This is a genomic window from Pseudomonas sp. GL_093, assembly GCF_057837605.1.
This window is the reverse complement of sequence record NZ_CM174448.1, coordinates 1,675,086-1,699,302: the sequence shown is the minus strand read 5'-3', so window position 1 is coordinate 1,699,302 and position 24,217 is coordinate 1,675,086. Positions and strand designations below refer to the sequence as shown.

Below are 24,217 nucleotides of genomic sequence, written 5' to 3'. Positions count from 1 at the left end.
CGCGAGCAAGCTCGCTCCCACAAGGTCTGTGTCAAATTCAGGATAAGTTTTACATCCATCAAATCGCAGGCAAAAAAAAGCCCGATCTCGCTAAAGCGTTCAATCGGGCTACAGCACTCAGGAGCAACAAGTGCAAAGGGAGGTTCGATGCGCGTAAAGCCTTGAAGAGGTTGCGCCAGGTCACTTGAACATCAAGGAATTATCTGGCGATTAAAGCCTCAGGCGACGAGGGAAAGCTTGGCGTTGGCCTGGCTCAGGCCTTTCTCCTGGAAGTCACCGCCCAGGTTCATGCCTTCGGCGTGAATGAACGTCACGTCGTGAATCCCGATGAAGCCCATGACCTGGCGCAGGTACGGTTCCTGGTGATCCGCGGTGCTGCCGGCGTAGATCCCGCCGCGGGCGGTCAGCACGTAGGCACGCTTGCCGCTGAGCAAGCCTTGCGGGCCGGTGTCGGTGTACTTGAAAGTCACGCCGGCACGCAGCACATGGTCGAGCCAGGCTTTAAGGGTGCTCGGGATGGCGAAGTTGTACATCGGTGCGGCCATGACCAGTACGTCGGCGGCCAGCAGTTCGTCGGTCAACTGGTTGGAGCGTTCCAGAGAAACCTGTTCGATGTCGTTGCGCTGCTCGGCAGGTTTCATCCAGCCGCCCAGCAGGTTGATATCCAGATGCGGCACCGGGTTGACGGCCAGGTCACGAACGGTGATTTGGTCGTTCGGGTGCGCGGTTTGCCACTGGTTGATGAAGGTCTGGGTCAGTTGACGCGAAACCGAGTCTTGCTGACGAGCGCTGCTTTCGATGATCAGAACGCGGGACATGGGATGTAGCCTCCATCTGAGAATGTTGTAAGTCGATGGAGTGAAGGTTAAACAGAGTTAAATCGATGAAAAAGCGCAAATAACTGCTATAAACCATCAATAAATTCGTTTATAAGCGGAGCATGACTTGTGGGAGTGAGCCTGCTCGCGAAAGCGGAGTGTCAATCAACATAAACGTTGAGTGGTAAATCGCTTTCGCGAGCAGGCTCGCTCCCACAGTAGCTTGATGCTATTTCGGGGTGCAGGTCAGCTTGATACGCATCTTGATGATGCTCCGGTTGAACTTGGCGGTGGCATTTTTGTGTTTACCAGCGGCCACTTCGATATTGCGGGTGCGTGGCGCTTCCGGGCCATTGTTGAAAACGACCTTACAGGCCGCATCGGTGGTGCCGTAGTTGTTCACCTGAATGGAGGCGATGTCGCTATCCGTGTCATACGCGTTGTAGTCGATGCTCATGCCGTTCAGCTGTTTTTCAACGTCGATCGGATAGGCAAACGCCGTCAGCGGCAGCATCGCCAGCAGTACACAACAGAATTTCTTCATTCAGCAGTCTCCATAAAGGACTGCCAGCTTAGGACAAGAGGAGCTATTCATGAAAGCGCCCCGCGTGACCCTTGATCAATGGCGAACGTTACAGGCCGTGGTCGACCACGGCGGTTTCGCCCAGGCCGCCGAAGCGCTGCACCGCTCGCAATCATCGGTGAGCTACACCGTGGCGCGCATGCAGGACCAACTCGGCGTGCCGCTGTTGCGCATCGACGGCCGCAAAGCGGTGCTGACCGAAGCCGGCGGCGTGCTGCTGCGTCGCTCGCGGCAACTGGTGAAACAGGCCAGTCAGCTGGAGGATCTGGCCCATCACATGGAACAAGGCTGGGAGGCGGAAGTCCGGTTGGTGGTCGACGCCGCGTATCCGAGCGCCCGTCTCGTCCGCGCCTTGACTGCGTTCATGCCGCAGAGCCGTGGCTGCCGGGTGCGTCTGCGTGAGGAGGTTCTATCCGGCGTAGAGGAAGTCTTGCTCGAAGGCGTGGCCGACCTAGCCATCACCGGCCTGAGCATTCCCGGTTACCTGGGTGCGGAATTGAGCGACGTCGAATTTGTGGCTGTCGCTCACCCCGAACACCCATTGCATCGTCTGAACCGCGAACTGAACTTCCAGGATCTGGAATCCCAGATGCAAGTGGTCATCCGCGACTCCGGTCGCCAGCAGCCACGGGACGTCGGCTGGCTCGGCGCGGAACAGCGCTGGACCGTCGGCAGCCTGGCCACCGCGGCAACTTTTGTCAGCAGCGGCCTGGGTTTCGCCTGGTTGCCTCGGCACATGATCGAACGGGAACTCAAGGAAGGTCTGCTCAAGCTGCTACCGTTGGACCAGGGTGGCAGCCGCAACCCGAGCTTCTACCTGTACTCGAACAAGGACAAACCCTTGGGTCCGGCCACGCAGATTCTCATCGAACTGCTGCGCACTTTTGACACTGCGCCGCTGGATGCACCTTTCGCCGCCCCTGAACAAGCCTGACACGGAGTGTACGCATGGCCTATTTCGAACACGAAGGTTGCAACCTGCACTATGAGGAATATGGCCACGGCACGCCGTTGCTGCTGGTCCACGGGCTCGGGTCCAGCACCCTGGACTGGGAAAAGCAGATCCCGGCACTGTCGGCCCGCTACCGGGTGATCGTCCCGGATGTACGCGGCCACGGTCGCTCCGACAAACCCCGCGAGCGCTACAGCATCGCCGGGTTCAGCGCTGACCTGATCGCCCTGATTGAACACCTGAAACTCGGCCCCACTCATTACGTGGGCCTGTCCATGGGCGGCATGATCGGTTTTCAACTGGCCGTGGATCAGCCGCAATTGCTCAAAAGCCTGTGCATCGTCAACAGCGCGCCCGAGGTCAAACTGCGCAGCCGCGACGATTACTGGCAGTGGTTCAAGCGCTGGAGCCTGATGCGCGTCCTCAGTCTGGGCGCCATCGGCACGGCCTTGGGCGGCAAGCTATTTCCCAAACCCGAACAGGGTGACCTGCGACAAAAAATGGCCGAGCGCTGGGCAAAAAACGACAAACATGCTTATCTCGCCAGCTTCGATGCGATCGTTGGCTGGGGGGTTCAGGAACGACTTTCAAGGGTCTCCTGTCCAACCCTCATCGTCAGCGCCGACCGTGACTACACACCGGTCTCGCTGAAAGAGACCTATGTAAAACTGCTGCCCGATGCGCGGCTGGTGGTGATCGCCGATTCGCGCCACGCTACCCCGCTGGATCAACCCGAAATGTTCAACCAAACGCTGCTCGAGTTTCTCACCGCAGTCGACACCACCTCACTCAGGATCACTGACCCATGCTGAAAAAAATCGCCCTCGTCGCTGGCTCCGTTCTGTTTGCCGCCAACCTGATGGCCGCAACGCCCGCCAAAGCGCCGCACGTGCTGCTGGAAACCACTAACGGCCAGATCGAGATCGAACTGGACCCGGTCAAAGCGCCGATCAGTACCAAGAACTTCCTTGATTACGTCAACAGCGGCTTCTACAACAACACGATTTTTCACCGTGTGATTCCAGGGTTCATGGTCCAGGGCGGCGGTTTCACTCAACAAATGCAGCAGAAAGAAACCAAGGCACCGATCAAGAACGAGTCCAAAAACGGTCTGCATAACGTCCGTGGCACGCTGTCCATGGCCCGCACCTCTAATCCTGATTCGGCCACTAGCCAGTTCTTCGTCAACGTCAAGGACAACGACTTCCTCGACAGCGGTGACGGCTATGCGGTCTTCGGTAAAGTCGTGAAAGGCATGGACGTGGTGGACGTCATCGTCAACTCGCAAACCACCACCCGTGGCGGCATGAAAGATGTGCCAGCCGACCCTGTGTTCATCAAGTCGGCCAAAGTCATCGACTAAGCTACACAGGAAGTCTTGAGCGGCTGCCGGAGTGCGCCGCTCACACTGTTCAAAGGAGAGCCCGTGCGCGGGCGGAGAACTGATGCTTTATCGCCGTTTCGAGAAACTGATCGACATTTTCCGCGATGCCCCGACGGCCGCTCCGCCGGATCGGGTTCTGCCTTTTTATACCTATTACTTGAAGCAGGTCTGGCCGAGTTTTGCCGTTCTGCTGTTCGTCGGTCTGATCGGTGCGCTGATCGAAGTGGCGCTGTTCAGTTACCTGAGTCGCATCATCGACCTGACCCAAGGCACGCCTAACGTCGATTTCTTCAAGGAGCACGGCATCGAGCTGGCCTGGATGGCGGTGGTAGCCCTGGTTTTTCGGCCGATCTTTGTTGGCCTGCATGACCTGCTGGTGCACCAGACCCTGAGCCCCAGCATGACCAGCCTGATCCGCTGGCAGAACCACAGTTATGTGCTCAAACAGAGCCTGAATTTCTTCCAGAACGACTTCGCCGGGCGCATCGCCCAACGCATCATGCAAACCGGCAACTCGCTGCGCGATTCAGCCGTGCAAGCGGTGGACGCGCTGTGGCACGTGCTGATCTACGCGATCAGTTCACTGGTGCTGTTCGCCGAAGCCGACTGGCACCTGATGATCCCGCTGCTGACCTGGATCGTCGCTTTCATCAGTGCCCTTTACTACTTCGTGCCACGGGTGAAGGAACGCTCGGTGGTGTCCTCCGATGCGCGCTCCAAACTCATGGGGCGGATTGTCGATGGCTATACCAACATCACCACCCTGAAGCTGTTCGCCCACACCAACTTCGAGCAGCAATACGCTCGCGAAGCGATCAAGGAACAAACCGAAAAAGCCCAACTGGCCGGCCGGGTGGTCACCAGCATGGACGTGGTCATCACCAGCATGAACGGCTTGCTGATCGTCGGCACCACCGGCCTGGCCCTGTGGCTGTGGACGCAGTCGTTGATCACCGTAGGCGCGATTGCCCTGGCCACCGGCCTGGTGATCCGCATCGTCAACATGTCCGGCTGGATCATGTGGGTGGTCACCGGCATTTTCGAAAACATCGGCATGGTTCAGGACGGTTTGCAGACCATTTCTCAACCGGTCAGCGTCACCGATCGCGAGCAGGCCAAACCGTTGCTGGTCACCCGTGGTGAAGTGCGTTTCGAGCACGTGGATTTCCACTACGGCAAGAAGAGCGGGATCATCGGCGACCTCAACCTGACCATCAAGCCCGGCGAGAAAATCGGCCTGATCGGCCCGTCCGGTGCCGGCAAGTCAACCCTGGTCAACCTGCTGCTGCGCCTCTATGACGTGGAGGGCGGACGCATCCTCATCGACGGCCAGAACATCGCCGAAGTCGGCCAGGAAAGCCTGCGCGAGCGCATCGGCATGATCACCCAGGACACGTCCTTGCTGCATCGCTCGATCCGCGACAATTTGCTGTACGGCAAACCCGACGCCACCGACGCCGAACTCTGGGAAGCGGTGCACAAGGCCCGCGCCGACGAGTTCATCCCGTTGTTGTCGGACTCCGAAGGTCGCACCGGTTTCGATGCCCATGTCGGTGAACGCGGGGTGAAACTCTCCGGCGGCCAGCGTCAGCGCATTGCGATTGCTCGCGTGCTGCTCAAGGACGCGCCGATCCTGATCATGGACGAGGCCACCTCAGCGCTGGACTCGGAAGTCGAAGCGGCGATCCAGGAGAGCCTGGAAACCCTGATGCAGGGCAAAACCGTGATTGCCATCGCTCACCGGCTCTCGACCATCGCCCGCATGGACCGGCTGGTGGTGTTGGAAAAAGGCAAGATCGCCGAAACCGGCAGCCACGCCGAACTGCTGGCCCATGGCGGGTTGTATGCGCGGTTGTGGCAGCACCAGACGGGTGGATTTGTCGGCATTGATTGAATTGAATGAACAATACTGAACCTGTGGGAGCGAGCTTGCTCGCGATGACGGTTTAGCATTCAACATTTGTGTCGACTGACACACCGCTATCGCGAGCAAGCTCGCTCCCACATGGATCTGCGACACCCTGATAAACGCGCTAAAGCCCAGGGCGAGGATTAGTCTTGCCGGTAAGGCAAGGCCGTCCTCGCTTCCTCGGCATACGCCAGCACGCCAACGCGCTCTTGCTGCAGGAAGTCTTTGACGGCGGCTTTCAGGCCGGGATGGCGCAAGTAGTGCCATGAATGAGTGATCACCGGTTCAAACCCGCGAATCAACTTGTGCTCGCCCTGGGCACCGGCATCGAAACGCTGGAAGCCGTTGGCAATCGCGTAGTCCATGCCCTGGTAGAAACAGGTCTCGAAGTGCAGACGATCAAACTCCGCCAGACAGCCCCAGTAACGACCGTAAAAACTGTCGCCCCCCACCAGACTGAAGGCCATGGCCACCGGCCGTGAGCCTTGCTTGGCCAACACCACGCGGATCGACTCTGGCATGCGCTCGGCCAGCAAACTGAAAAACTCCCGCGTCAGATAGGGCGCTTGCCGACGCACTGCGTAGGTGTTGGCGTAGCAGGCATAGACAAAATCCCACTGCACCTGATCGAGTTGCCTGCCTTCAAGCCATTCGAAATCAATGCCCTGCCCCGCCACTTGTTCGCGTTCTTTGCGCATCTGCTTGCGCTTGCGCGAACTGAGGACGTCGAGGAAGTCCTGAAAGTCCCGATAGCCACGATTCTGCCAGTGATACTGACAGCCGATACGCTGCAACCAGCCTGGCTGCTCGGCCAGGGCTGCGTCAGTGAACGGGTCGGTGAAGTTGATGTGGGCACTGGAGAGTTGTTCGATTTCAAGGTAGCCCGGCAGGCTTTTCAACAGTTCGAAACCGTCCTCGAGCGTAGCCGCCAGCAAACGCGGGCCACTGACCGGACTGAACGGCACAGCCGTCAGCAGCTTGGGGTAGTAATCGATACCGGCACGCTCACAGGCATCGGCCCAGGCGTGATCGAACACGTACTCGCCGTAGGAATGCCATTTGCGATAACTGGGCAACGCGGCAATCAGGCGATCGCCTTCGATGTGCAACAAATGCTCGGGTTGCCAGCCGGAATGCGGGCCGACGCTGCCGCTGTCTTCCAGCGTGCTGAGAAAGGCGTGGCGCAGAAAGGGCTGATTCTCGGGCACCAGGGCGTCCCACGTCTGCGACGCGATTTCGGACAGACTTTCCAGACGTTGCAGCGGCATCAGTTCTTCCCTACTTCTTTGCGTGAAAGCCCGGCGAGTATCGCCCATCGCCAAAAAATCCACACGAGCAATTCGACGACAGCGCTCTATCTCAATAGTTCTCGACGACTTTGTATCGTCATCGAGACGCCATCACATTGCCACTGCTCTGTCATAAACCATCGCGATACTGGCGCCTGTTTTTAGAGCGCCGGATTCTATACCCGGCCACTGTTTTCCGTCCGTCAACGGTCGGTTGTGTCCTGGATGGCTCAGTCATCCCATTACATCTTCGGAGATTGATATGCGTCTTGCTTCCACGAAAACTGCGGCGGCCCTGTGTGGCGGGCTGTTGCTGGCCATGAGTGTTCCGGCCAGTGCCGCAGTCGACGCCAAACTGCTCGACATGCTCAAGGCTAACGGCTCGATTTCGCCTGCGCAGTACACCGAACTGCAATCCGAGCTGGCCAGGGATCAAAAAGACCAGCAAATCGCCCGCCAGGCTCAACAAGAGACCAACGAGCAGATCGCAGCGACCGCGAAGAAAACCAATGAACTGAGTACCTTCGACCAGAAACTGGCGTGGGCTGCCAAGACCCAATTCAAGGGTGACGTGCGTTTCCGTGAGGAAACGGTCCACAACGATGGCGTACCAAACAACAAAGACCAGGATCGTCAGCGTATTCGTGCCCGTCTGGGCGCCTACAGCGAAATCAACCCACAAGTCGACACCGGTATTCGCATCGCCACCGGCAGCAACGACGACGCCCGCTCCACCAACCAGGACCTGAACAACTACTTCGACAAGAAGTCGATCTGGCTGGACCAGGGCTACGTCGACTACCACCCTGACGCGATCAAGAACCTGCACCTCATTGGCGGCAAGATGTCTCAGCCATGGGTAAGCATGGGCGACATCATCTGGGATAGCGACATCAACCCGGAAGGTCTGGCGGCGACTTACAAATACCCGCTGGGCGGCAGCACCGAGCTGTTCGGTAGCGCCGGCCACTACACCCTCAAGGACAACGTCGATGGCGAGGGCGTGCAGTTCAAACACGACCTGCGCCTGTACGCTGGCCAGTTGGGTGCGCGCTTCGCCATCACCGACAGCATGAAAATGACCTTGGGCGGCAGTATCTACTCGTACGACAACGACAAGAACAGCGCCTGCCCTACCACCGGCACCGTCACCGCGCCATGCGCCCTGGCCGTCAATGGCAACAGCCCGAACGAAACCTTCAAACTGTACGAAGGCTTTGGTCAGCTCGACTTCAGCAACCTGCCAGTACCGCTCTCGTTGTACGGTCAGTACGTCAACAACAAAGACGCGAGCAACGATCAGGACACTGGTTGGTTGGCCGGTGTGAAGTCCAAGATCTACGGCTTCGCAGTGGACTACAACTACCGCGATGTACAACGTAACGCGGTGGTCGGCGCCTTCACCGACTCCGACTTTGCCAACGGTTACACCGGTTCGCGCGGCAGCAAGTTGAAAGTGAGCTACGAGTTGGACAAGAACTTCAACCTCGGCGCGACGTACTTCATGGCTACATCTGACCAAACCAACGCTAGCCTCAACAAGAAAGACTCCGACATCAACACCCTGCAACTGGATGCCGAAGCGAAGTTCTGATTCCCCGCTACACGACTCGGGCAAGGAAGCTCGAGCCGCTTTTACAAACTCGCGTTGTGGTATCGGTCCCCATCATCCGTCCGATACTGCAGCGCGAGTTTTTTTGTGCAAAAAAAATCGTCCGACCGCAGGCGAGAGCCGCGATCGGACGATTCTTTAAAGCGAACTCAGCGCTTGCGCAGAATCACGCTACCAATCGAGTAACCGGCGCCGAACGAGCTGAGCACTGCCAGCGAACCGGCGGCCAGATCGTCCTGGTTCTTGTGAAACGCAATCACGGAACCGGCGGAGCTGGTGTTGGCGTAGGTGTCGAGAATCACCGGGGCTTCTTCTTCGGTGGCTTCGCGGCCCAGCAGCTTCTTGACGATCAGGTGGTTCATGCTGAGGTTGGCCTGATGCAGCCAGAAGCGTTTCACATCGCTGATGTTGAGCGTGTTCTCTTCCAGGTGCGTAGCGATCAGCTCGGCGACCATCGGGCAGACATCGCGGAACACCTTGCGGCCTTCCTGCACGAACAGTTTGTCCTTGGTACCGATGCCCTCTTCCGCCGCGCGGTTGAGGAAGCCAAAGTTGTTGCGGATGTTGTTGGAGAACTTGGTCAGCAGCTTGGTGCTGACGATGTCGAACTGGTACTTGGACGTCGCCAGATCAGCACGTTCGATGATCACCGCAGTCGCGGCGTCGCCGAAGATGAAGTGGCTGTCACGGTCGCGGAAGTTCAGGTGACCGGTGCAGACTTCCGGGTTGACCATCAGGATCGCCCGGGCCTGGCCCAATTGCACGCTGTTGGTCGCCGCCTGAATGCCGAAGGTCGCCGAGGAGCAGGCGACGTTCATGTCGTAACCGAAACCCTGGATGCCCAAGGCTTCCTGGACTTCGATGGCGATGGCCGGATAGGCCCGTTGCAGGTTGGAGCAGGCGACGATCACGCCGTCGATGTCCGCGGCGGTTTTGCCGGCACGCTGCAAGGCTTGCTCGGCGGCGCCGATGGCCATTTGGCAAAGCACCGACCACTCGTCATTCGAGCGTTCCGGCAGGCGTGGCGCCATGCGTTGCGGGTCGAGAATGCCTTCTTTGTCCATGACAAAACGGCTTTTGATGCCAGAGGCCTTTTCGATAAACGCCGCGCTGGACTCAATCAACGCTTCGATTTCACCGCGCGCGATGGCGTCGGCATTGTCGGCGTTGAATTGCGCGACGTAAGCGTTGAAAGACTGCACCAGCTCTTCGTTGGAGATGCTGTTGGCCGGGGTGTACAGGCCGGTGCCGCTGATGACGACGTTATGCATGGTCGTTTCTCTAATCTGTTCAGGCAGAAAGTGTTGGCACCGACGTACCAACACACAAAGGATCTGCTCCCGTCAGGGGGAGCAAACCTGGCATCGCTTTATTCCGATCCGCCCAGACCTGTGAAGGCTCAAAACCGCGGGGCCGGCGTTTATAGGCGCGAAGTTTGCCATAAACATTGGGTTTTGGCGCCTATTGGCTGGATGACTCCCACCCACAGGTATTGCACAAGCCTCGGGCCTACGGTTCGACTTGGGTCCATTGCTTGTTCAGGCGCTTGTCGGAGATCGGCACCTTGGTCCCCAATTGTTGGGCGAACAGGGAAACCCGGTATTCCTCCAGCCACCAGCGATAGAGTTCCAGCTGCGGATCACGTTTGCCTTCCTGGGCATGTTTGTTGGCGCGGGTTTGATATTGCGTCCACAGGCTAGACAACTCGCCACTCCAGACCCGATCCCTCTGCACCTGCGCGCCGATTTTCTCGAAGCGCTGCTCGACCGCTTTCAGATAACGCGGCAACTCCTTGAGCCACTGCATCGGGGTTTCCCGGACAAACCCCGGATACACCAGATGACTGAGCTGCTGCTTGATGTCGTTCAGGGCCACGGCTTGCGCCAGGTCGATCTTGCCCTTGAAGCGTTTTTGCAGGCCGTGCCAGAGCTTGAGGATTTCCAGCGTCAGCTTGGCCAGGCGCTCGGCGTGCTCGGTCCAGCCACCGCGCTTGCGTTCGGCCAGTGAGGCCAACCCGGCGCCATCGCGAGGCAACGGGTCTTCGCCGTCGAGAATGCAGCTGTCGAGGCTGGCCAGCAGGATGTCTTCGACCAGACTGTCGATGCGCCCCATGTCGCGGTACATCAGGCCCAATTCGGTCAGTCCCGGCAACTTGCTGCGCAGGAACTTCGCCGGTTCGGCCAGTTGCTGCATCAGCAAACGCTGCAAGGCCCGACGATGCTGGAACTCGGCTTCGGCCGGCGTCGAGAAACGTCCTTCCTTGACCGTGCCACTCTCTTCCACCAGCGCCGGATACACCGTCATCGATAGCCCGGCGATCTTCTGCTGGGTTTTCTCGGCAACGGCGGCAAACACTTTGGGCTCCACCGGTTGCTGGTTTTTCGCGGTTTGCGGCACAGCCAACGCGGCCTGACTGGCTTCGGCAAAGCGTGCGGTCAGTTCCGCCAGATCACGTCCTTCTCCAAGGAACTTGCCCTGGCCGTCGACGATTTCCAGGTTCATCCGTAAATGACTGTCGACCTGCTGCGACGCTTCGGCCCAGGCTTCATCGCTGACCCGCGCACCGGTCATGCGCAGCAGTTCACGGCCCAAGGCCTGCGGCAACGAGCCCTCGGCGAAGGTCATGCGCTGCAACGCCGCTTTGACGAAGTCCGGCACCGGTACGAAATTCTTGCGCAGGGCTTTGGGCAGGTTGCGCACCAGCGCGATGCACTTGGCCTCGATGACGCCCGGCACCAGCCACTCCAGGCGTTCCGGCGGCAGCATCGGCAACAGCGGCGCCGGCACGCGCAGGGTCACGCCGTCACGCGGATGGTTCGGTTCGAAGTGGTAACTGAGCGCCAATTCCAGATCGCCGATGTGCAAGGTGTCCGGGTAATGCAAAGCGGTGACTTCACTCGCCTCCCGGGCCAGCACGTCTTCTTCGCGCATGATCAGCAGTTGCGGGTCTTTCTGACTGTTGACCCGATACCAGCTGTCGAAGGTCGCAGTCTGGTGGATCTCCGCCGGCAGTCGCGCATCGTAGAAGGCGAACAGGGTTTCTTCGTCGGCCAGGATATCGCGACGGCGAGCCTTGGCTTCCAGTTCGTCGAGCTGTTCCAGCAGTTGCGCATTGGCCGTCAGGCACTTGGCTTTGGATTGAATCTCGCCGCGTACCAGACCTTCACGAATGAAGAACTCACGAGACACCACTGGGTCGATCGGCCCGTAATGCACCGGCCGGCGACCGACCACGATCAGCCCGAACAAAGTGATCTGCTCGAACGCCACAACTTGACCGCGCTTCTTCTCCCAATGGGGTTCGAAGTGGTTTTTCTTGATCAGGTGCCCGGCCAAGGGTTCGATCCAGTCGGCGTCGATCTTGGCGACCATGCGCGCGTAGAGCTTGGTGGTTTCCACCAATTCAGCGGCCATCAGCCATTGCGGGCGCTTCTTGCCGAGACCCGATGACGGGTGAATCCAGAAGCGCCGCTGACGGGCGCCGAGGTAATCGCCTTCATCGGTTTTCTGGCCGATCTGGCTGAGCAGCCCCGAGAGCACGGCTTTGTGCAGTTTCGGGTAATCCGCCGGCTCTTTATTGAGGCTCAACTGCATGTCGCGGCAGATCAGGCTCAGTTGGCGGTGAGAGTCGCGCCATTCGCGCAGACGCAGGTAATTCAGGAAATTCTTGCGGCACCAATTGCGCAGCGGACTGGCGGTCAACGCCTGGCGCTGTTCTTCGAAACCACGCCACAGATTGACCAACCCGGCGAAGTCCGAGTCCACGTCTTTCCATTGAGCGTGCGCCTGATCGGCCGCTTGCTGACGTTCCGGCGGACGCTCGCGCGGGTCCTGGATCGACATGGCGCTGGCGACGATCAGCACTTCCTGCAGGCTGCCGAGTTTTGCTGCTTCCAGCAACATGCGGCCCATCCGTGGGTCCACCGGCAGCCGCGCCAATTGGCGACCGAGCGGGGTCAGCTGGCTGTTGCGGTCGACCGCCGAGAGTTCTTGCAGCAGGTTGAAACCGTCGCTGATGGCCTTGCCATCCGGCGGCTCGATAAACGGGAAATCGGTGATCTCGCCGAGGCGCAGATGCAGCATCTGCAAAATCACCGCGGCGAGGTTGGTCCGCAGGATTTCCGGGTCAGTAAATTCCGGGCGACCGATGAAATCTTCTTCGCCATAGAGGCGGATGCAAATGCCCGGCTCAACCCGTCCGCAACGACCTTTACGCTGGTTGGCGCTGGCCTGGGAAATGGCTTCGATGGGCAGGCGCTGGACCTTGGCGCGGTAGCTGTAGCGGCTGATGCGCGCGGTACCGCTGTCGATCACGTAACGAATGCCCGGCACCGTCAGCGAGGTTTCCGCGACGTTGGTCGCCAGGACCACGCGACGGCCTGGGTGCGACTGGAAAATCCGCTGCTGTTCGGCCGGCGACAGTCGTGCGTAGAGCGGCAGAATTTCGGTGTGCTTGAGCTGAGCCTTGCGCAGCATGTCCGCCGCGTCGCGAATCTCGCGCTCGCCGGGCAGGAACACCAGCACATCGCCGGGGCTCTTGCGTTCGCTGCGTTCGAACGCGGCGATTTCGTCGAGGGTGGCGAGGATCGCCTGATCCACGGTCAAGTCATCCTCGACGCGGTTGCCCTCTTCGTCTTGCTCCAGGGTCAGCGGGCGATACCAGGTTTCCACGGGGAAGGTGCGGCCGGAGACTTCGACAATTGGCGCGTCATCGAAATGCTTGGAGAAACGCTCCAGGTCGATGGTCGCCGAGGTGATGATGACTTTCAGGTCCGGACGACGTGGCAGCAGGGTTTTCAGGTAACCGAGCAGGAAGTCGATGTTCAGACTGCGTTCGTGGGCTTCGTCGACGATGATCGTGTCGTAGCGTTCGAGGTAGCGGTCGTTCTGGGTTTCCGCCAGCAGGATGCCGTCGGTCATCAGCTTGATCAGGGTGTTGGAATCGCTCTGGTCCTCGAACCGCACCTGATAGCCGACCAGCGCGCCCAACGGCGTCGCCAGTTCTTCAGCGACCCGGCTCGCCACGCTGCGGGCGGCGATTCGACGCGGCTGGGTGTGGCCGATCAGGCCATGCTGACCGCGACCGATTTCCAGGCAGATCTTCGGCAACTGGGTGGTTTTACCCGAACCGGTTTCACCGGCAATGATCAGCACCTGATGTTTGAGCAGCGCTGCTTTGATTTCGTCGCGCTTGGCGGCGATCGGCAGGCTGTCGTCGTAACGAATCACCGGCAGGCTGGCCCGCCGCGCCAACACCTGATCACAGGACGCCTGCGTGCGCGTCACCCACTGGGCCAGTTTGGCCTCGTCAGGTTTTTTGCGCAGCTCAAGCAACTGCCGCCGCAGCCGGTGGCGGTCGGCGAGCATGGCGTGATCGAGGTTTTTCAGCAGTTTGTCGATGGAAGGCGATTCGTCAGTCATCAGGTACGCAATAAGTCGTCTAGTGGCGCAGGGGGCGGATTGTCGCAGATTTTACGACCGCTGCGCGGCCGATCGCGAGCAGGCTCGCTCCCACATTGGATCTATAGCGACCACAAAAACGGGGGCACCACGATCAAATGTGGGAGCGAGCCTGCTCGCGATCGATTGCGCAGCAATCGCAGAGAACTACTCGTTGTCGAGGCCTTTGCGCCGATACGGAAACACATCAATCACCTTCCCGGCCCGAATCGCCTCTTGCAGGCTTTTCCAGTAATCAGCGTTGTACAACTCACCATGCAACTGATCAAACAACTTCCTTTGCCCCGAATCAGCAAACAAAAACGGCGGAAACTCTTCAGGAAACACATCCAGCGGTCCGATCGAATACCAGGGCTCCGACGCCATCTCATCTTCCGGCGTGCGCGGTTGCGGGATGTGGCGGAAGTTGGCTTCAGTCAGGAAGCAGATCTCGTCATAGTCATAAAACACCACCCGCCCGTGACGCGTGACGCCAAAATTCTTCAGCAGCATGTCGCCGGGAAAGATGTTCGCCGCCGCCAGTTGCTTGATCGCCAGGCCGTAATCTTCCAGCGCCTCGCGGACCTGAGCGTCGTTGGCGTTCTCCAGATACAGGTTCAACGGCGTCATCCGCCGTTCGGTCCAGCAGTGGCGGATCAGCACGGTGTCGTCCTCTACCGACACGGTGGACGCTGCCACTTCGAGCAATTCTTGCAGACAGGCCGGTTCGAACTTGCTCAACGGGAAACGGAAGTCGGCGAATTCCTGGGTGTCGGCCAGGCGCCCGACCCGGTCGACGCTTTTCACCAAACGGTACTTCTCGATCACCGTGGCGCGGTCGACGTTCTTTGACGGCGAGAAGCGGTCCTTGATGATTTTGAATACGGTGTTGAAACCCGGCAGGGTAAACACGCTCATCACCATGCCACGCACGCCCGGGGCCATGATGAACTGGTCGTCGGTGTTGGCCAGGTGATTGATCAGCGCCCGGTAGAACTCGGATTTTCCGTGTTTGTAAAAGCCGATCGAGGTGTACAGCTCGGCGATGTGCTTGCCCGGCAAAATACGTTTGAGGAAACCGATGAACTCCGCCGGCACCGGCACGTCGACCATGAAATACGAACGGGTGAACGAGAAGATGATCGACACGTCCGCTTCATCGGTGATCAGCGCATCGATCTGAATCCCGCGACCTTCGCGGTGCAGCAGCGGAATCACCAGCGGCCACTGTTCGTCCTGGGTGTAGATGCGCCCGACCAGGTACGCGCCTTTGTTGCGGTAAAGCACCGAGGAAAACAGTTCGACGCTCAGCTCCGGGTCCTTGCAGACCCAGTCCGGCAGGTTCTCGCGCAATTGTCCTTCGAGACGACTCAGGTCGCCCGCCAGGTTGGCGTAATCCTCGCTGAAGCGGTAGTCGGCAAAAATGCTCGCGAGCATGCCGGACAGCTGGCCCTGAGGTTTGTAGGTGCGGGTTTGCGCGGCGCGGGCCCGGCGCAGGCTCGGCCGGGTGGTGTGGATGAACATGCAGCCGTCGCTGATCAGGTCGTGGCTGAACAGCCCGCAGAAAATCGAGTTGTACCAGGTTTCGGACAATTCATCGTCGAAGCGCAGGTCGATCAGCGTGATGTAAGCGCTTTTGACCAGCGGCCAGCAACTGACGTCCAGCGTGTCAGCGTCAAACGCGATGCGCAGTCGTGCCACCGTTTCGCTGACTTTTTCTTCGTAGAGATTGATCCGCGCGGCCGACGCCGATTGCGTCTCCTGCCACTTGGCTTGCTCGAAGCGAGCCCGGGCGCCGTCGGTGATCTGGCGGAAATGCTCGCGATAATCGTCAAAGCCATCGAGGATCATTCGGGCGATGTCGGCGGCTGGCCATTGCTGCGGCATAGGTAAAACCTCGGCGGCTGATGCTTATCGTGGGGCCTGAGCTTAGTGGCCCTTTGTTACGCAACGCAACCATTGCCTTGTGTCCTGACTGGCGCGACACTTGCGCGCCAATCAAGGAAGGAAAGCGCTGTGAACCCCGTCGATACTCTGCGTTTGTTGTCGCTTGCCGCCATTTGGGGCGCGAGCTTTCTGTTCATGCGCATCATCGCCCCGGTGATTGGCACAATCCCCACTGCTTTTTTCCGCGTGTCGATTGCCGCGGTCGGCCTGTTGGTGATCCTCGGGCTGATGCGCATCAGCTGGGATTTCAAAGGCAAACTCAAAACCGTGATGCTGCTCGGGGTGATCAACTCCGGGATTCCGGCGACCCTGTACTCGGTAGCCGCCCAAGTGCTGCCGGCCGGTTACTCGGCGATTTTCAACGCCACCACGCCACTGATGGGCGTGCTGATCGGCGGTCTGTTCTTCCATGAAAAACTCACCGCCGCCAAACTTGGCGGCGTGTTCCTCGGGCTGTTGGGCGTGGGCATCCTGACCCGAGCCGGTCCGGTGGCGTTCGACATGGAACTGCTGATGGGCGCCCTCGCCTGCCTGCTCGCCACGACCTGCTACGGTTTCGCCGGGTTCCTCGCGCGACGCTGGCTTGATCAGGCCGGCGGTCTCGACAGTCGTCTATCAGCGGTGGGCAGCATGCTGGGCGCGACGTTGTTTCTGTTGCCGCTGTTCGGTTACAGCGTGATCAGCCAGCCACCGGAAAGCTGGGGTGGCTGGAGTGTCTGGTTGTCGCTGCTGGGGTTGGGGCTGGTATGTACGGCGCTTGCGTACATTATTTACTTCCGCCTGCTCAGCTCGGTCGGGCCGGTGAAGTCGATGACCACGACCTTCCTGATCCCGCCGTTCGGGGTGTTGTGGGGCGCGTTGTTGCTGGATGAGCCGTTGTCGATGGCGCACATCTATGGCGGGGTGTTGATTGCGGCGGCGTTGTGGTTGGTGTTGAAGTCGGCGGTGGTGAAGTCGAAAGAGGTGGTTGCCAGGTAGTTTTGTGGTGCGGGCCGAGCATGCGCTGGCCAAGTAAAAAAGGCCTGGAGCTCATGCCCCAGGCCTTGTTTTGTTTCAGGCGTTTTTACGGAATACGAACACCAGACCGATGATGATCAGCAACATGCCGAGCATGCTTAGCGCCGCCAGCCGGTTGCCGAAAATCAGGTAGTCCATGACCGCCGTCACCGCCGGCACCAGGTAAAACAGACTGGTGACATTGACCAGGTTGCCCCGGGCGATCAAGCGATACAGCAGCAAGGTCGCCAGCACCGACACCACCAATCCCATCCATAACACCGGTACGATAAAACCGGTGCTGTGTTCGAAATGAAAGGGTTGGAACGGCACGAAGACTCCGCAGAGCAACAGCCCGGCCAGGTACTGCACTGGCAGCGTGCCGAGTGGATTGTCGGTGATGCGCTTCTGCATGATCGAGCCGAACGTCATGCTCGCCAGTGCCAGCAATCCGAAGAGCATACCGGCCAATGACATACCGGCCAGACCAATGCCCTGATAGACCACCATGATCAACCCGGCCAAACCCAGCGTCAGACCGAACATTCTGCTGGCTGATCGCTGACGCTCCATGATCACCACCGTGAGAATCGGCTGCACGCCCATGATCGTTGCCATGACGCCCGGAGTGACTTTCAGGTCCAGGGCCAGCAGATAGAAAATCTGATAAGCCCCCAGCAACACCACACCCGTGGCCATCGCATACACCATCGGCTTGCCGCCCTTGGGCAGCTTCAGCTTGAGCAACGGCACCAGCAGCACCAATCCGCAGATTGCGATAGCGAAGCGAAACAGCAGAAAGGCGAAGGGTGACGCGTGGGCCAGGCCCCATTTGGAGAAGATCGCCCCGCTGCTCCACAGCAGAACGAACAGGCTCGTGGACGCCGCCGCGAGCGCGGATTGTTTCGAAAGGACAAACATGAATACCACCTGTAGTCAGGCTAAAAGCCAACTCAGCCGAAGCTGAAATTCAGTAGTTTTTTTCAAGCGGGCGCTTTTTCAGACGGGCGTGGGAACAGCAGAAAAAAGCTGATCAGCCCGAAAAGCCAACGCCTGGCGGTGATACGACTGCGCACACCGGCGTGCTACTGACAGGTGGAGGGTAATGACTGATCTGCGCAGGCTGCTGATTCCCGCACGGCACGACGCCAGCGTTGACCGCTGAATCGACTACCGCGTTGATGAGGGAGGCTGGCATGGGCTGATCTTTTTTGATGGATTGGACGGTGGGTAGAAAACCACCGAGCGCCGACTATAACCAGCGACTGACATGGATTGCAATGACTTGGACAAAGGGCCACTAAAGACAGCAAAAGAAGCGCTGCTTACTCTGGATGAAATGAAATCGCCCGCTTTGGGAGACATGGAATGCAAGAGATCGAATGCCAAGGGAACGGACGTATCTTCGGTATCAGTTGTATAGGTCAAGGGCTCGACAACTGGCCAATTTCTCTATAGCTCAACCGACCAACGAGCTAGAGCCAAATAGCACCCGAAACAATGTATTAGCGAGCGTGCGATTCGAAGCGATCAATGCAGATGCTTTGACTGCTTTCAGCCTCTGGGATGAACCACACTTTTCATGGGACGAGGTCATTACCTGGAAGGCGAAAGAGCCCATTGCACTGGATCTGGCTATCTGGTTTGGCCTCGAATTATGTGGGCTGTGCTTTGCCAATCCCAACAACAGCCGACTTCGAGTCAGGATTGTCCGGTTGGAAGGCAAACCAGGCAGGCCTCGTCTCCTCAAAAACCGTATAGCCCCACTGGCGTTGATCGCCGTCGAACATTACGCACGAATAATCGGCAGTACGCTGATAGAAATTCAGGAACCGGCAGAAGGTGCGGTCCCTATTTATCAAAAACTCGGTTTCGAGTTCGACAATGAAGACCGTCTTGTGATGGCCATAGGGAGCGACTAGTATCGTGAGAACTGTTCAATTTAAGATCAACGCTGGAGGCAATATGCGAGCTCGCGTTAAAAAGTCTTCCGCCCAAGGTGAATCGCCCAAGGCAGAAACAAAACCCATGCCGACAAAGCTTTCCGACAATCAGCTTCGCTTTCTCAAAGTAGCCTTGACGGGTACCCACATCGACGAACCAGACCTGCTCGCGGGACGTCCCTAGCTTTCTCCAACTCAAAAAAAACCGCTCTTAAAGAGCGGTTTTTTTCTTATGTGAACCGGCCTCAACCAAACAACCAATACCCCAACAATGTCAGCACCACCACCGCCAACACCGGTCGCAGCACACGGTAGGCCTTGGGATTACGACGCTTCCACCGCTTGACCACACCGCTGAACTTGTCACTGGAGTTCTTGCTCCAGGCATAGACCTGATTGATCCCGCCAACCCGTTCATCATCAAGATTCTGCGGTGCAGTGGCGCGACCCAAAAAGCCACTGATCCAGCGGTTGATGCGGGTCATCAGGCGGTTGCTCAGCGGTCGTTCGATGTCGCAGAACAGGATGACCCGAGTCTTGTCGGTTTCATTTTTGACCCAATGCACGTAGGTTTCGTCGAACATCACGTCTTCGCCATCACGCCAGGCGTAGACCTGACCGTCGACGAAGATCCGGCAATCGTCGGAGTTCGGCGTCGACAACCCCAGGTGATAACGCAGGGAACCGGCGAACGGATCGCGATGCGGGTTGAGGTGGCTGCCGCCTGGCAGCAACGCGAACATGGCGCCTTTGACGTTGGGAATGCTGCTGACCAAGGCCACGGTTTTCGGGCACAAGGCTTCAGCTGAGGGAAGCGGTTTGTCGTACCACTTGAGGTAGAAACGCTTCCAGCCTTTCTTGAAGAACGAACCGAAACCGGCATCGTTGTTCTTTTCAGCGGCGCGAATGTAGCCCTCGTCGAACAGGTGCATCGCTTCGTCGCGGATGACTTCCCAGTTGTCCTTGAGCACGTCCAGCTCCGGGAACTTGCTGCGGTCCAGATAGGGTTTGGACGGCACACCGGAGAACAGGTACATCAAGGCGTTATAGGGCGCGAACAAAGCTGAATGGTTGACGAACTGACGCAGGACCGGCAATCGTGCCTTGCCGCGCAAATGCACATAGAGAGTGCTGCCGAGGAACAGCAGCAACAGCGACGCTTTCGCGGCAAGGGAAAAGGTCATCAACAACTCCTTGATAGTAGACAACTCTGCACAACGCCATTTACCCAACGTGGCAGCAGGCCATGATAAACACTACCGGCCTCGGGAAACACCCGTGTATCCCAACATTCAGTGTTAAGGATTACGCAATAAAGCACTTCTTAACATAAGGTTCCTGAACGGGGGCTGACCTGAATCACCCCCCTCCCACTGGATCAAAAAATCGCAACGTCTATTGTTGATTCTCCTGGTCGGTAAACAGATCACTGAACAGCATGCTCGACAGGTAGCGTTCACCGGAGTCCGGCAGGATCACCACAATGGTCTTGCCCTGCATTTCCGGGGCTTCCGCCAGGCGGACGGCCACCGCCATGGCGGCGCCGCAGGAAATGCCGCTCAAAATCCCTTCTTCCTGCATCAGGCGCAAGGCCATGGCCTTGGATTCTTCATCGCTGACCAACTCAACCCGATCGACCATCGACAGATCAAGATTTTTTGGCACAAAACCGGCACCAATACCCTGGATCTTGTGAGGGCTCGGCTTGATTTCTTCACCAGCCATTGCCTGGGTGATGACTGGCGACACTACTGGCTCCACCGCCACCGAAATAATCGGTTTGCCCTGAGTATTCTTGATATACCGCGAAACCCCGGTAATGGTTCCACCCGTTCCGACGCCTGCCACCAGTACGTCGACTGCACCGTCGGTGTCGTTCCAGATTTCCGGACCGGTCGTTTTTTCGTGGATGGCGGGGTTGGCCGGGTTCTCAAACTGCGACGGCATGAAGTAGGCAGCCGGGTCGCTGGCGACGATTTCAGCAGCCTTCTCGATTGCTCCTTTCATGCCCTTGGCCGGTTCGGTCAGTACCAGTTCGGCCCCCAGTGCCTTGAGCACTTTGCGTCGCTCGATACTCATGGACGCCGGCATGGTCAACATCAGCTTGTAACCGCGGGCCGCAGCAACGAATGCCAGGCCGATACCGGTATTACCCGAGGTCGGTTCGACGATGGTCATGCCAGGCTTGAGTTTGCCGGTGCTTTCGGCGTCCCAGATCATGCTTGCACCGATCCGGCACTTGACCGAGTAACCGGGGTTACGCCCTTCGATCTTGGCCAGGATGGTCACGCCGCGCGGGGCGATACGGTTGATCTGCACCAGCGGTGTATTGCCGATGGAATGGGCGTTGTCAGCGTAGATACGGCTCATGGCTGGGTCCTTATACAGCGTTAAATAAGCTCTCCAAGGTATGCCTGTTGCCCTTGGTCGTCCAGTCAGTCGAACGTCCCGCAACCGCAGCAGTCAATGGCTTTACATCGCCAGAGATTTGCCATCATGAAACGCAGATACAGTTGGCCCCTGTGGACCCTCGCCGGCTTCGTTGTGCTGCTGATTGCCCTGCACATCGCCCTGCCCTACATGGTGCGCGACTACCTGAATGAAAAGCTGGCGAACATGGGCGACTACCGTGGCCAGATCACCGATGTGGACCTGGCCCTGTGGCGCGGTGCGTACAAAATCAACGGGTTGAAAATCGTCAAGGTCGAGGGCAAGGTCCCGGTGCCTTTCGTCAACGCGCCGCTGATTGACCTTTCCGTCAGCTGGCACTCGCTCTGGTACGACCACGCCGTCGTGGCCGAGGTGCAGTTCTTCAAACCCGAGGTGAACTTCGTCGACGGCGGCGCCAACAAGCAAAACTCCCAGACCGGTCAGGGCACCGACTGGCGTGCGCAGTTGAGCAAACTGGTCCCCATCACCTTGAACGAAGTGCAGATCAACGATGGCAAGATCAGTTTCCGCAACTTCAACTCCAAGCCCCCCGTGAACATGAACGCCACTCAGGTCAACGCCAGCATTTACAACCTGACCAACGTGGTCGACACCAAAGGCAAACGCGACGCTCGCTTCGAAGGCAAGGCACTGCTGCTCGGGCACGCCCCACTGGAAACCACCGCCACCTTCGACCCTTTTAGCAACTTTGAAGATTTCGAGTTCCGCCTGCGGGCCAAAGATATCGAACTCAAACGCATGAACGACTTCGCCTCGGCCTATGGCAAGTTCGACTTCAATGCCGGTCACGGTGATGTGGTCATTGAAGCCGAGGCTAAAAAAGCTCAATTGACGGGTTACATCAAACCGCTGCTGAAGGACGTCGACGTGTTCAATTGGCAGCAGGATGTCGAGAACAAGGACAAAGGGATTTTCCGTTCTATTTGGGAGGCCCTCGTCGGGGGCTCCGAAACGGTGCTGAAAAATCAGGGCAAGAACCAGTTTGCCACTCGCGTCCAACTCAGGGGCAGCGTGCATCAGCGAGATATCAGCGCATTCGAGGCTTTTTTGCAGATTTTACGCAACGGCTTCATCCAGGCCTTCAATGCCCAATACGAACGACCCAAGCCGGACGCCGGTTAAGGCTTGCGTGTGACGGTATAGCGACCGGTTTCTTCGGCCGCCCGCGCCGGGCTCGATTGCAGTTGCAAGAAGTCCCAACCCAGACAGGCCAGTGCCAGCGATCGCGGTACGGCTTCACGACCACTGCTGTAACGCGTAATGCTGCGGGCACTGACCCCCAACGCTTCGGCCGCCTGATTGAGCGGCAGCCCGGTACGAGCGCGCCAGTCGATGAAGATCCGGGTGTTTTCGTCCGATGCGTTTTGCGCGAGCGCATCCAGATACAGAGTGTCGGCGCCGATCTGGATGTCCAGTTCGGGCCACTCAACGCTCCAGCCTTCATCACCCAGGGTTGCACCGTCGAAAGCGCCAGCCTGCAGCAATGGCTGCAACCCTGGATAGGCGCGCAGGTCCCGACTCAAATCGAGGTTCAGTTGCTGACCGTCGATAAAGGTCAGCGCCAAGCGGTGATCCGGCAATGCCTGCACGGACGACAGCCGTGGTCGTTTCATGGGTAACATCGTTTCCAATCCTCCAGCAATTGCACCTGATGGGCCCTGACCCACTCCAGCGCTTCCTTGATAATCAGCGGCGGCGCCTTGCCCACCATCACTTCGACGGTTTCCAGGCTGAGCATGACGTCCAGCCCGCCACCGGTCAGGTGGACATGGGGCGGCGGATGATCCTTCTCGCGCAACTGAATGCGGTACGTATCGCGAAACCGATATTTAGTAGACATGCCCAGCAAGCTATCGCCAAAATGGCGATAGCTCAATACTGGCTAGCAGCCGAGACTGAGTCAAGATGTGACGCCCCATTCAGAGACTGAATAAGCCGTCTGCGTTCACAGTCGACCGGGCACCGCGTTATAGTCGGGTACTACAATTATTGCGCCCCGCCCTGCCTCGTTCAGGTCGGCGTTACCGTTCGAGGATTAGCAGATGAAGTTCGAAGGCACCCAGGCTTACGTCGCCACCGATGACCTGAAGCTGGCGGTCAACGCCGCCATCACCCTGGAGCGTCCGCTGCTGGTCAAGGGCGAGCCGGGCACCGGTAAAACCATGCTCGCCGAGCAACTGGCCGAGTCCTTCGGCGCCAAATTGATCACCTGGCACATCAAGTCCACCACCAAGGCGCATCAAGGCCTGTACGAGTACGACGCGGTCAGCCGTCTGCGTGACTCGCAACTGGGCACGGAAAAGGTTCACGACGTTCGCAATTACCTGAAAAAGGGCAAGCTCTGGGAAGCCTTCGAGTCCGAAGAGCGGGTGATCCTGCTGATCGACGAAATCGACAAGGCTGACATCGAGTTCCCGAACGACTTGCTGCAAGAACTCGACAAGATGGAGTTCTACGTTTACGAGATCGACGAGACCATCAAGGCCAAGAAACGCCCGATCATCATCATTACCTCCAACAACGAGAAAGAGCTGCCGGACGCCTTCCTGCGCCGCTGCTTCTTCCACTACATCGCGTTCCCGGATCGCATCACGATGCAGAGAATCGTCGACGTGCACTACCCGAACATCAAGAAGGACCTGGTCAGCGAAGCGCTGGACGTGTTCTTCGACGTGCGCAAAGTGCCGGGCCTGAAGAAGAAGCCATCGACCTCCGAACTGGTGGACTGGCTGAAGCTGCTGATGGCCGACAACATCGGCGAAGCGGTACTGCGCGAGCGCGATCCGACCAAGGCCATTCCGCCGCTGGCCGGCGCTTTGGTGAAGAACGAACAGGACGTGCAGTTGCTTGAACGTCTGGCGTTCATGAGCCGTCGCGGCACTCGCTGATCCCTC

General features: G+C 58.5%; 19 protein-coding genes and 1 pseudogene. 9 read left to right on the top strand and 11 right to left on the bottom strand.

All coding sequences use genetic code 11. The features are described from left to right. Window positions 1–218: 218 nt before the first annotated feature. Window positions 219–818, bottom strand: coding sequence for an FMN-dependent NADH-azoreductase (locus AC3IUE_RS07725; RefSeq protein ID WP_489266559.1), 600 nt, complete (start codon window positions 816–818; stop codon window positions 219–221). A 229-nt stretch (window positions 819–1,047) separates the two neighbouring features. After that, the gene (locus tag AC3IUE_RS07720; RefSeq protein WP_489266557.1) at window positions 1,048–1,362 is read right to left on the bottom strand and encodes a 3-phosphoglycerate kinase; all 315 of its coding nucleotides are present in this window, start codon (window positions 1,360–1,362) and stop codon (window positions 1,048–1,050) included. A 49-nt stretch (window positions 1,363–1,411) separates the two neighbouring features. Here AC3IUE_RS07720 and AC3IUE_RS07715 point away from each other — a divergent pair, with 49 nt between their 5' ends. The 4 genes and pseudogenes from AC3IUE_RS07715 to AC3IUE_RS07700 all read left to right on the top strand — a co-directional run bounded on the left by AC3IUE_RS07715 (window position 1,412) and on the right by AC3IUE_RS07700 (window position 5,631). Next, window positions 1,412–2,335: a PA3225 family LysR-type transcriptional regulator gene (locus tag AC3IUE_RS07715; protein WP_046048083.1), complete on the top strand. Its 924-nt coding sequence runs from the start codon at window positions 1,412–1,414 to the stop codon at window positions 2,333–2,335. A gap of 14 nt (window positions 2,336–2,349) precedes the next feature. Beyond that, window positions 2,350–3,155 (top strand): annotated as a pseudogene (locus AC3IUE_RS07710) (alpha/beta fold hydrolase). Between the two features lie 3 nt (window positions 3,156–3,158). Next, entirely contained in the window at window positions 3,159–3,716 is a 558-nt protein-coding gene (locus AC3IUE_RS07705; protein WP_046048081.1) for a peptidylprolyl isomerase, read from the top strand. 82 nt (window positions 3,717–3,798) lie between these two features. Next, window positions 3,799–5,631, top strand: a complete 1,833-nt coding sequence (locus AC3IUE_RS07700; protein ID WP_056742655.1) for an ABC transporter ATP-binding protein — start codon at window positions 3,799–3,801, stop codon at window positions 5,629–5,631. 158 nt (window positions 5,632–5,789) lie between these two features. Here the strand turns inward: AC3IUE_RS07700 and AC3IUE_RS07695 are convergent, their stop codons facing one another. Then, complete coding sequence (locus AC3IUE_RS07695) at window positions 5,790–6,914, bottom strand: GNAT family N-acetyltransferase (protein ID WP_489266555.1); 1,125 nt, start codon at window positions 6,912–6,914, stop codon at window positions 5,790–5,792. A 283-nt stretch (window positions 6,915–7,197) separates the two neighbouring features. On the opposite strand from AC3IUE_RS07695, the gene AC3IUE_RS07690 reads away from it, so the two are divergent. Next, window positions 7,198–8,529: a putative porin gene (locus AC3IUE_RS07690; protein WP_056742651.1), complete on the top strand. Its 1,332-nt coding sequence runs from the start codon at window positions 7,198–7,200 to the stop codon at window positions 8,527–8,529. A gap of 167 nt (window positions 8,530–8,696) precedes the next feature. On the opposite strand, the gene AC3IUE_RS07685 is transcribed toward AC3IUE_RS07690, so the two are convergent. The 3 genes from AC3IUE_RS07685 to aceK all read right to left on the bottom strand — a co-directional run bounded on the left by AC3IUE_RS07685 (window position 8,697) and on the right by aceK (window position 15,873). Then, a complete protein-coding gene (locus AC3IUE_RS07685) occupies window positions 8,697–9,818 on the bottom strand; it encodes a beta-ketoacyl-ACP synthase III (protein ID WP_489266552.1) in 1,122 nt (373 codons plus the stop codon). Window positions 9,819–10,056: 238 nt separating this feature from the next. Beyond that, window positions 10,057–13,968 (bottom strand): ATP-dependent RNA helicase HrpA, encoded by a 3,912-nt coding sequence (hrpA, locus tag AC3IUE_RS07680; RefSeq protein WP_489266550.1) that lies wholly within the window; start codon window positions 13,966–13,968, stop codon window positions 10,057–10,059. Window positions 13,969–14,154: 186 nt separating this feature from the next. Next, on the bottom strand, window positions 14,155–15,873 hold the full coding sequence (gene aceK, locus AC3IUE_RS07675) for a bifunctional isocitrate dehydrogenase kinase/phosphatase (protein WP_489266548.1): 1,719 nt from the start codon (window positions 15,871–15,873) through the stop codon (window positions 14,155–14,157). Window positions 15,874–16,002: 129 nt separating this feature from the next. Between aceK and AC3IUE_RS07670 the strand changes: the two genes are divergently transcribed. Continuing rightward, window positions 16,003–16,911: a DMT family transporter gene (locus AC3IUE_RS07670; protein ID WP_056742635.1), complete on the top strand. Its 909-nt coding sequence runs from the start codon at window positions 16,003–16,005 to the stop codon at window positions 16,909–16,911. Window positions 16,912–16,986: 75 nt separating this feature from the next. On the opposite strand, the gene AC3IUE_RS07665 is transcribed toward AC3IUE_RS07670, so the two are convergent. Beyond that, entirely contained in the window at window positions 16,987–17,850 is an 864-nt protein-coding gene (locus AC3IUE_RS07665) for a DMT family transporter (RefSeq protein WP_056742634.1), read from the bottom strand. A gap of 593 nt (window positions 17,851–18,443) precedes the next feature. On the opposite strand from AC3IUE_RS07665, the gene AC3IUE_RS07660 reads away from it, so the two are divergent. Beyond that, window positions 18,444–18,851, top strand: coding sequence for a hypothetical protein (locus AC3IUE_RS07660; RefSeq protein WP_489266545.1), 408 nt, complete (start codon window positions 18,444–18,446; stop codon window positions 18,849–18,851). Window positions 18,852–19,117: 266 nt separating this feature from the next. Here the strand turns inward: AC3IUE_RS07660 and AC3IUE_RS07655 are convergent, their stop codons facing one another. Together AC3IUE_RS07655 and cysK are read right to left on the bottom strand one after the other, a co-directional pair. Further along, window positions 19,118–20,056, bottom strand: coding sequence for an aspartyl/asparaginyl beta-hydroxylase domain-containing protein (locus AC3IUE_RS07655; protein WP_056742630.1), 939 nt, complete (start codon window positions 20,054–20,056; stop codon window positions 19,118–19,120). A gap of 211 nt (window positions 20,057–20,267) precedes the next feature. Then, window positions 20,268–21,242 carry a cysteine synthase A gene (gene cysK, locus AC3IUE_RS07650; protein WP_489266544.1) on the bottom strand — a complete coding sequence of 325 codons (975 nt, stop codon included), beginning with the start codon at window positions 21,240–21,242 and terminating at the stop codon, window positions 20,268–20,270. Window positions 21,243–21,338: 96 nt separating this feature from the next. On the opposite strand from cysK, the gene AC3IUE_RS07645 reads away from it, so the two are divergent. Beyond that, window positions 21,339–22,445 carry a DUF748 domain-containing protein gene (locus AC3IUE_RS07645; protein ID WP_489266543.1) on the top strand — a complete coding sequence of 369 codons (1,107 nt, stop codon included), beginning with the start codon at window positions 21,339–21,341 and terminating at the stop codon, window positions 22,443–22,445. On the opposite strand, the gene AC3IUE_RS07640 is transcribed toward AC3IUE_RS07645, so the two are convergent. Continuing rightward, window positions 22,442–22,945 (bottom strand): DUF2442 domain-containing protein, encoded by a 504-nt coding sequence (locus AC3IUE_RS07640; protein ID WP_489266542.1) that lies wholly within the window; start codon window positions 22,943–22,945, stop codon window positions 22,442–22,444. The two genes, AC3IUE_RS07645 and AC3IUE_RS07640, sit on opposite strands and share 4 nt — an antisense overlap. Continuing rightward, window positions 22,933–23,163 (bottom strand): DUF4160 domain-containing protein, encoded by a 231-nt coding sequence (locus AC3IUE_RS07635; protein WP_033047627.1) that lies wholly within the window; start codon window positions 23,161–23,163, stop codon window positions 22,933–22,935. The genes AC3IUE_RS07640 and AC3IUE_RS07635 overlap by 13 nt, the downstream gene beginning before the upstream one ends. Before the next feature lie 202 nt (window positions 23,164–23,365). On the opposite strand from AC3IUE_RS07635, the gene AC3IUE_RS07630 reads away from it, so the two are divergent. After that, a complete protein-coding gene (locus AC3IUE_RS07630; protein ID WP_008067574.1) occupies window positions 23,366–24,211 on the top strand; it encodes an AAA family ATPase in 846 nt (281 codons plus the stop codon). The last annotated feature ends 6 nt before the right edge of the window (window positions 24,212–24,217 follow it).

Bases quoted from the DNA above. Each gene is read 5' to 3' on its own strand.
- AC3IUE_RS07695 (WP_489266555.1), bottom strand. From the start codon at position 6,914: ATGCCGCTGCAACGTCTGGAAAGTCTGTCCGAAATCGCGTCGCAGACG.
- hrpA (WP_489266550.1), bottom strand. From the start codon at position 13,968: ATGACTGACGAATCGCCTTCCATCGACAAACTGCTGAAAAACCTCGAT.
- cysK (WP_489266544.1), bottom strand. From the start codon at position 21,242: ATGAGCCGTATCTACGCTGACAACGCCCATTCCATCGGCAATACACCG.
- AC3IUE_RS07655 (WP_056742630.1), bottom strand. From the start codon at position 20,056: ATGACCTTTTCCCTTGCCGCGAAAGCGTCGCTGTTGCTGCTGTTCCTC.
- AC3IUE_RS07645 (WP_489266543.1), top strand. From the start codon at position 21,339: ATGGCTTTACATCGCCAGAGATTTGCCATCATGAAACGCAGATACAGT.
- AC3IUE_RS07640 (WP_489266542.1), bottom strand. From the start codon at position 22,945: ATGTTACCCATGAAACGACCACGGCTGTCGTCCGTGCAGGCATTGCCG.
- aceK (WP_489266548.1), bottom strand. From the start codon at position 15,873: ATGCCGCAGCAATGGCCAGCCGCCGACATCGCCCGAATGATCCTCGAT.
- AC3IUE_RS07665 (WP_056742634.1), bottom strand. From the start codon at position 17,850: ATGTTTGTCCTTTCGAAACAATCCGCGCTCGCGGCGGCGTCCACGAGC.
- AC3IUE_RS07715 (WP_046048083.1), top strand. From the start codon at position 1,412: ATGAAAGCGCCCCGCGTGACCCTTGATCAATGGCGAACGTTACAGGCC.
- AC3IUE_RS07725 (WP_489266559.1), bottom strand. From the start codon at position 818: ATGTCCCGCGTTCTGATCATCGAAAGCAGCGCTCGTCAGCAAGACTCG.
- AC3IUE_RS07630 (WP_008067574.1), top strand. From the start codon at position 23,366: ATGAAGTTCGAAGGCACCCAGGCTTACGTCGCCACCGATGACCTGAAG.
- AC3IUE_RS07635 (WP_033047627.1), bottom strand. From the start codon at position 23,163: ATGTCTACTAAATATCGGTTTCGCGATACGTACCGCATTCAGTTGCGC.
- AC3IUE_RS07690 (WP_056742651.1), top strand. From the start codon at position 7,198: ATGCGTCTTGCTTCCACGAAAACTGCGGCGGCCCTGTGTGGCGGGCTG.
- AC3IUE_RS07705 (WP_046048081.1), top strand. From the start codon at position 3,159: ATGCTGAAAAAAATCGCCCTCGTCGCTGGCTCCGTTCTGTTTGCCGCC.
- AC3IUE_RS07685 (WP_489266552.1), bottom strand. From the start codon at position 9,818: ATGCATAACGTCGTCATCAGCGGCACCGGCCTGTACACCCCGGCCAAC.
- AC3IUE_RS07700 (WP_056742655.1), top strand. From the start codon at position 3,799: ATGCTTTATCGCCGTTTCGAGAAACTGATCGACATTTTCCGCGATGCC.
- AC3IUE_RS07720 (WP_489266557.1), bottom strand. From the start codon at position 1,362: ATGAAGAAATTCTGTTGTGTACTGCTGGCGATGCTGCCGCTGACGGCG.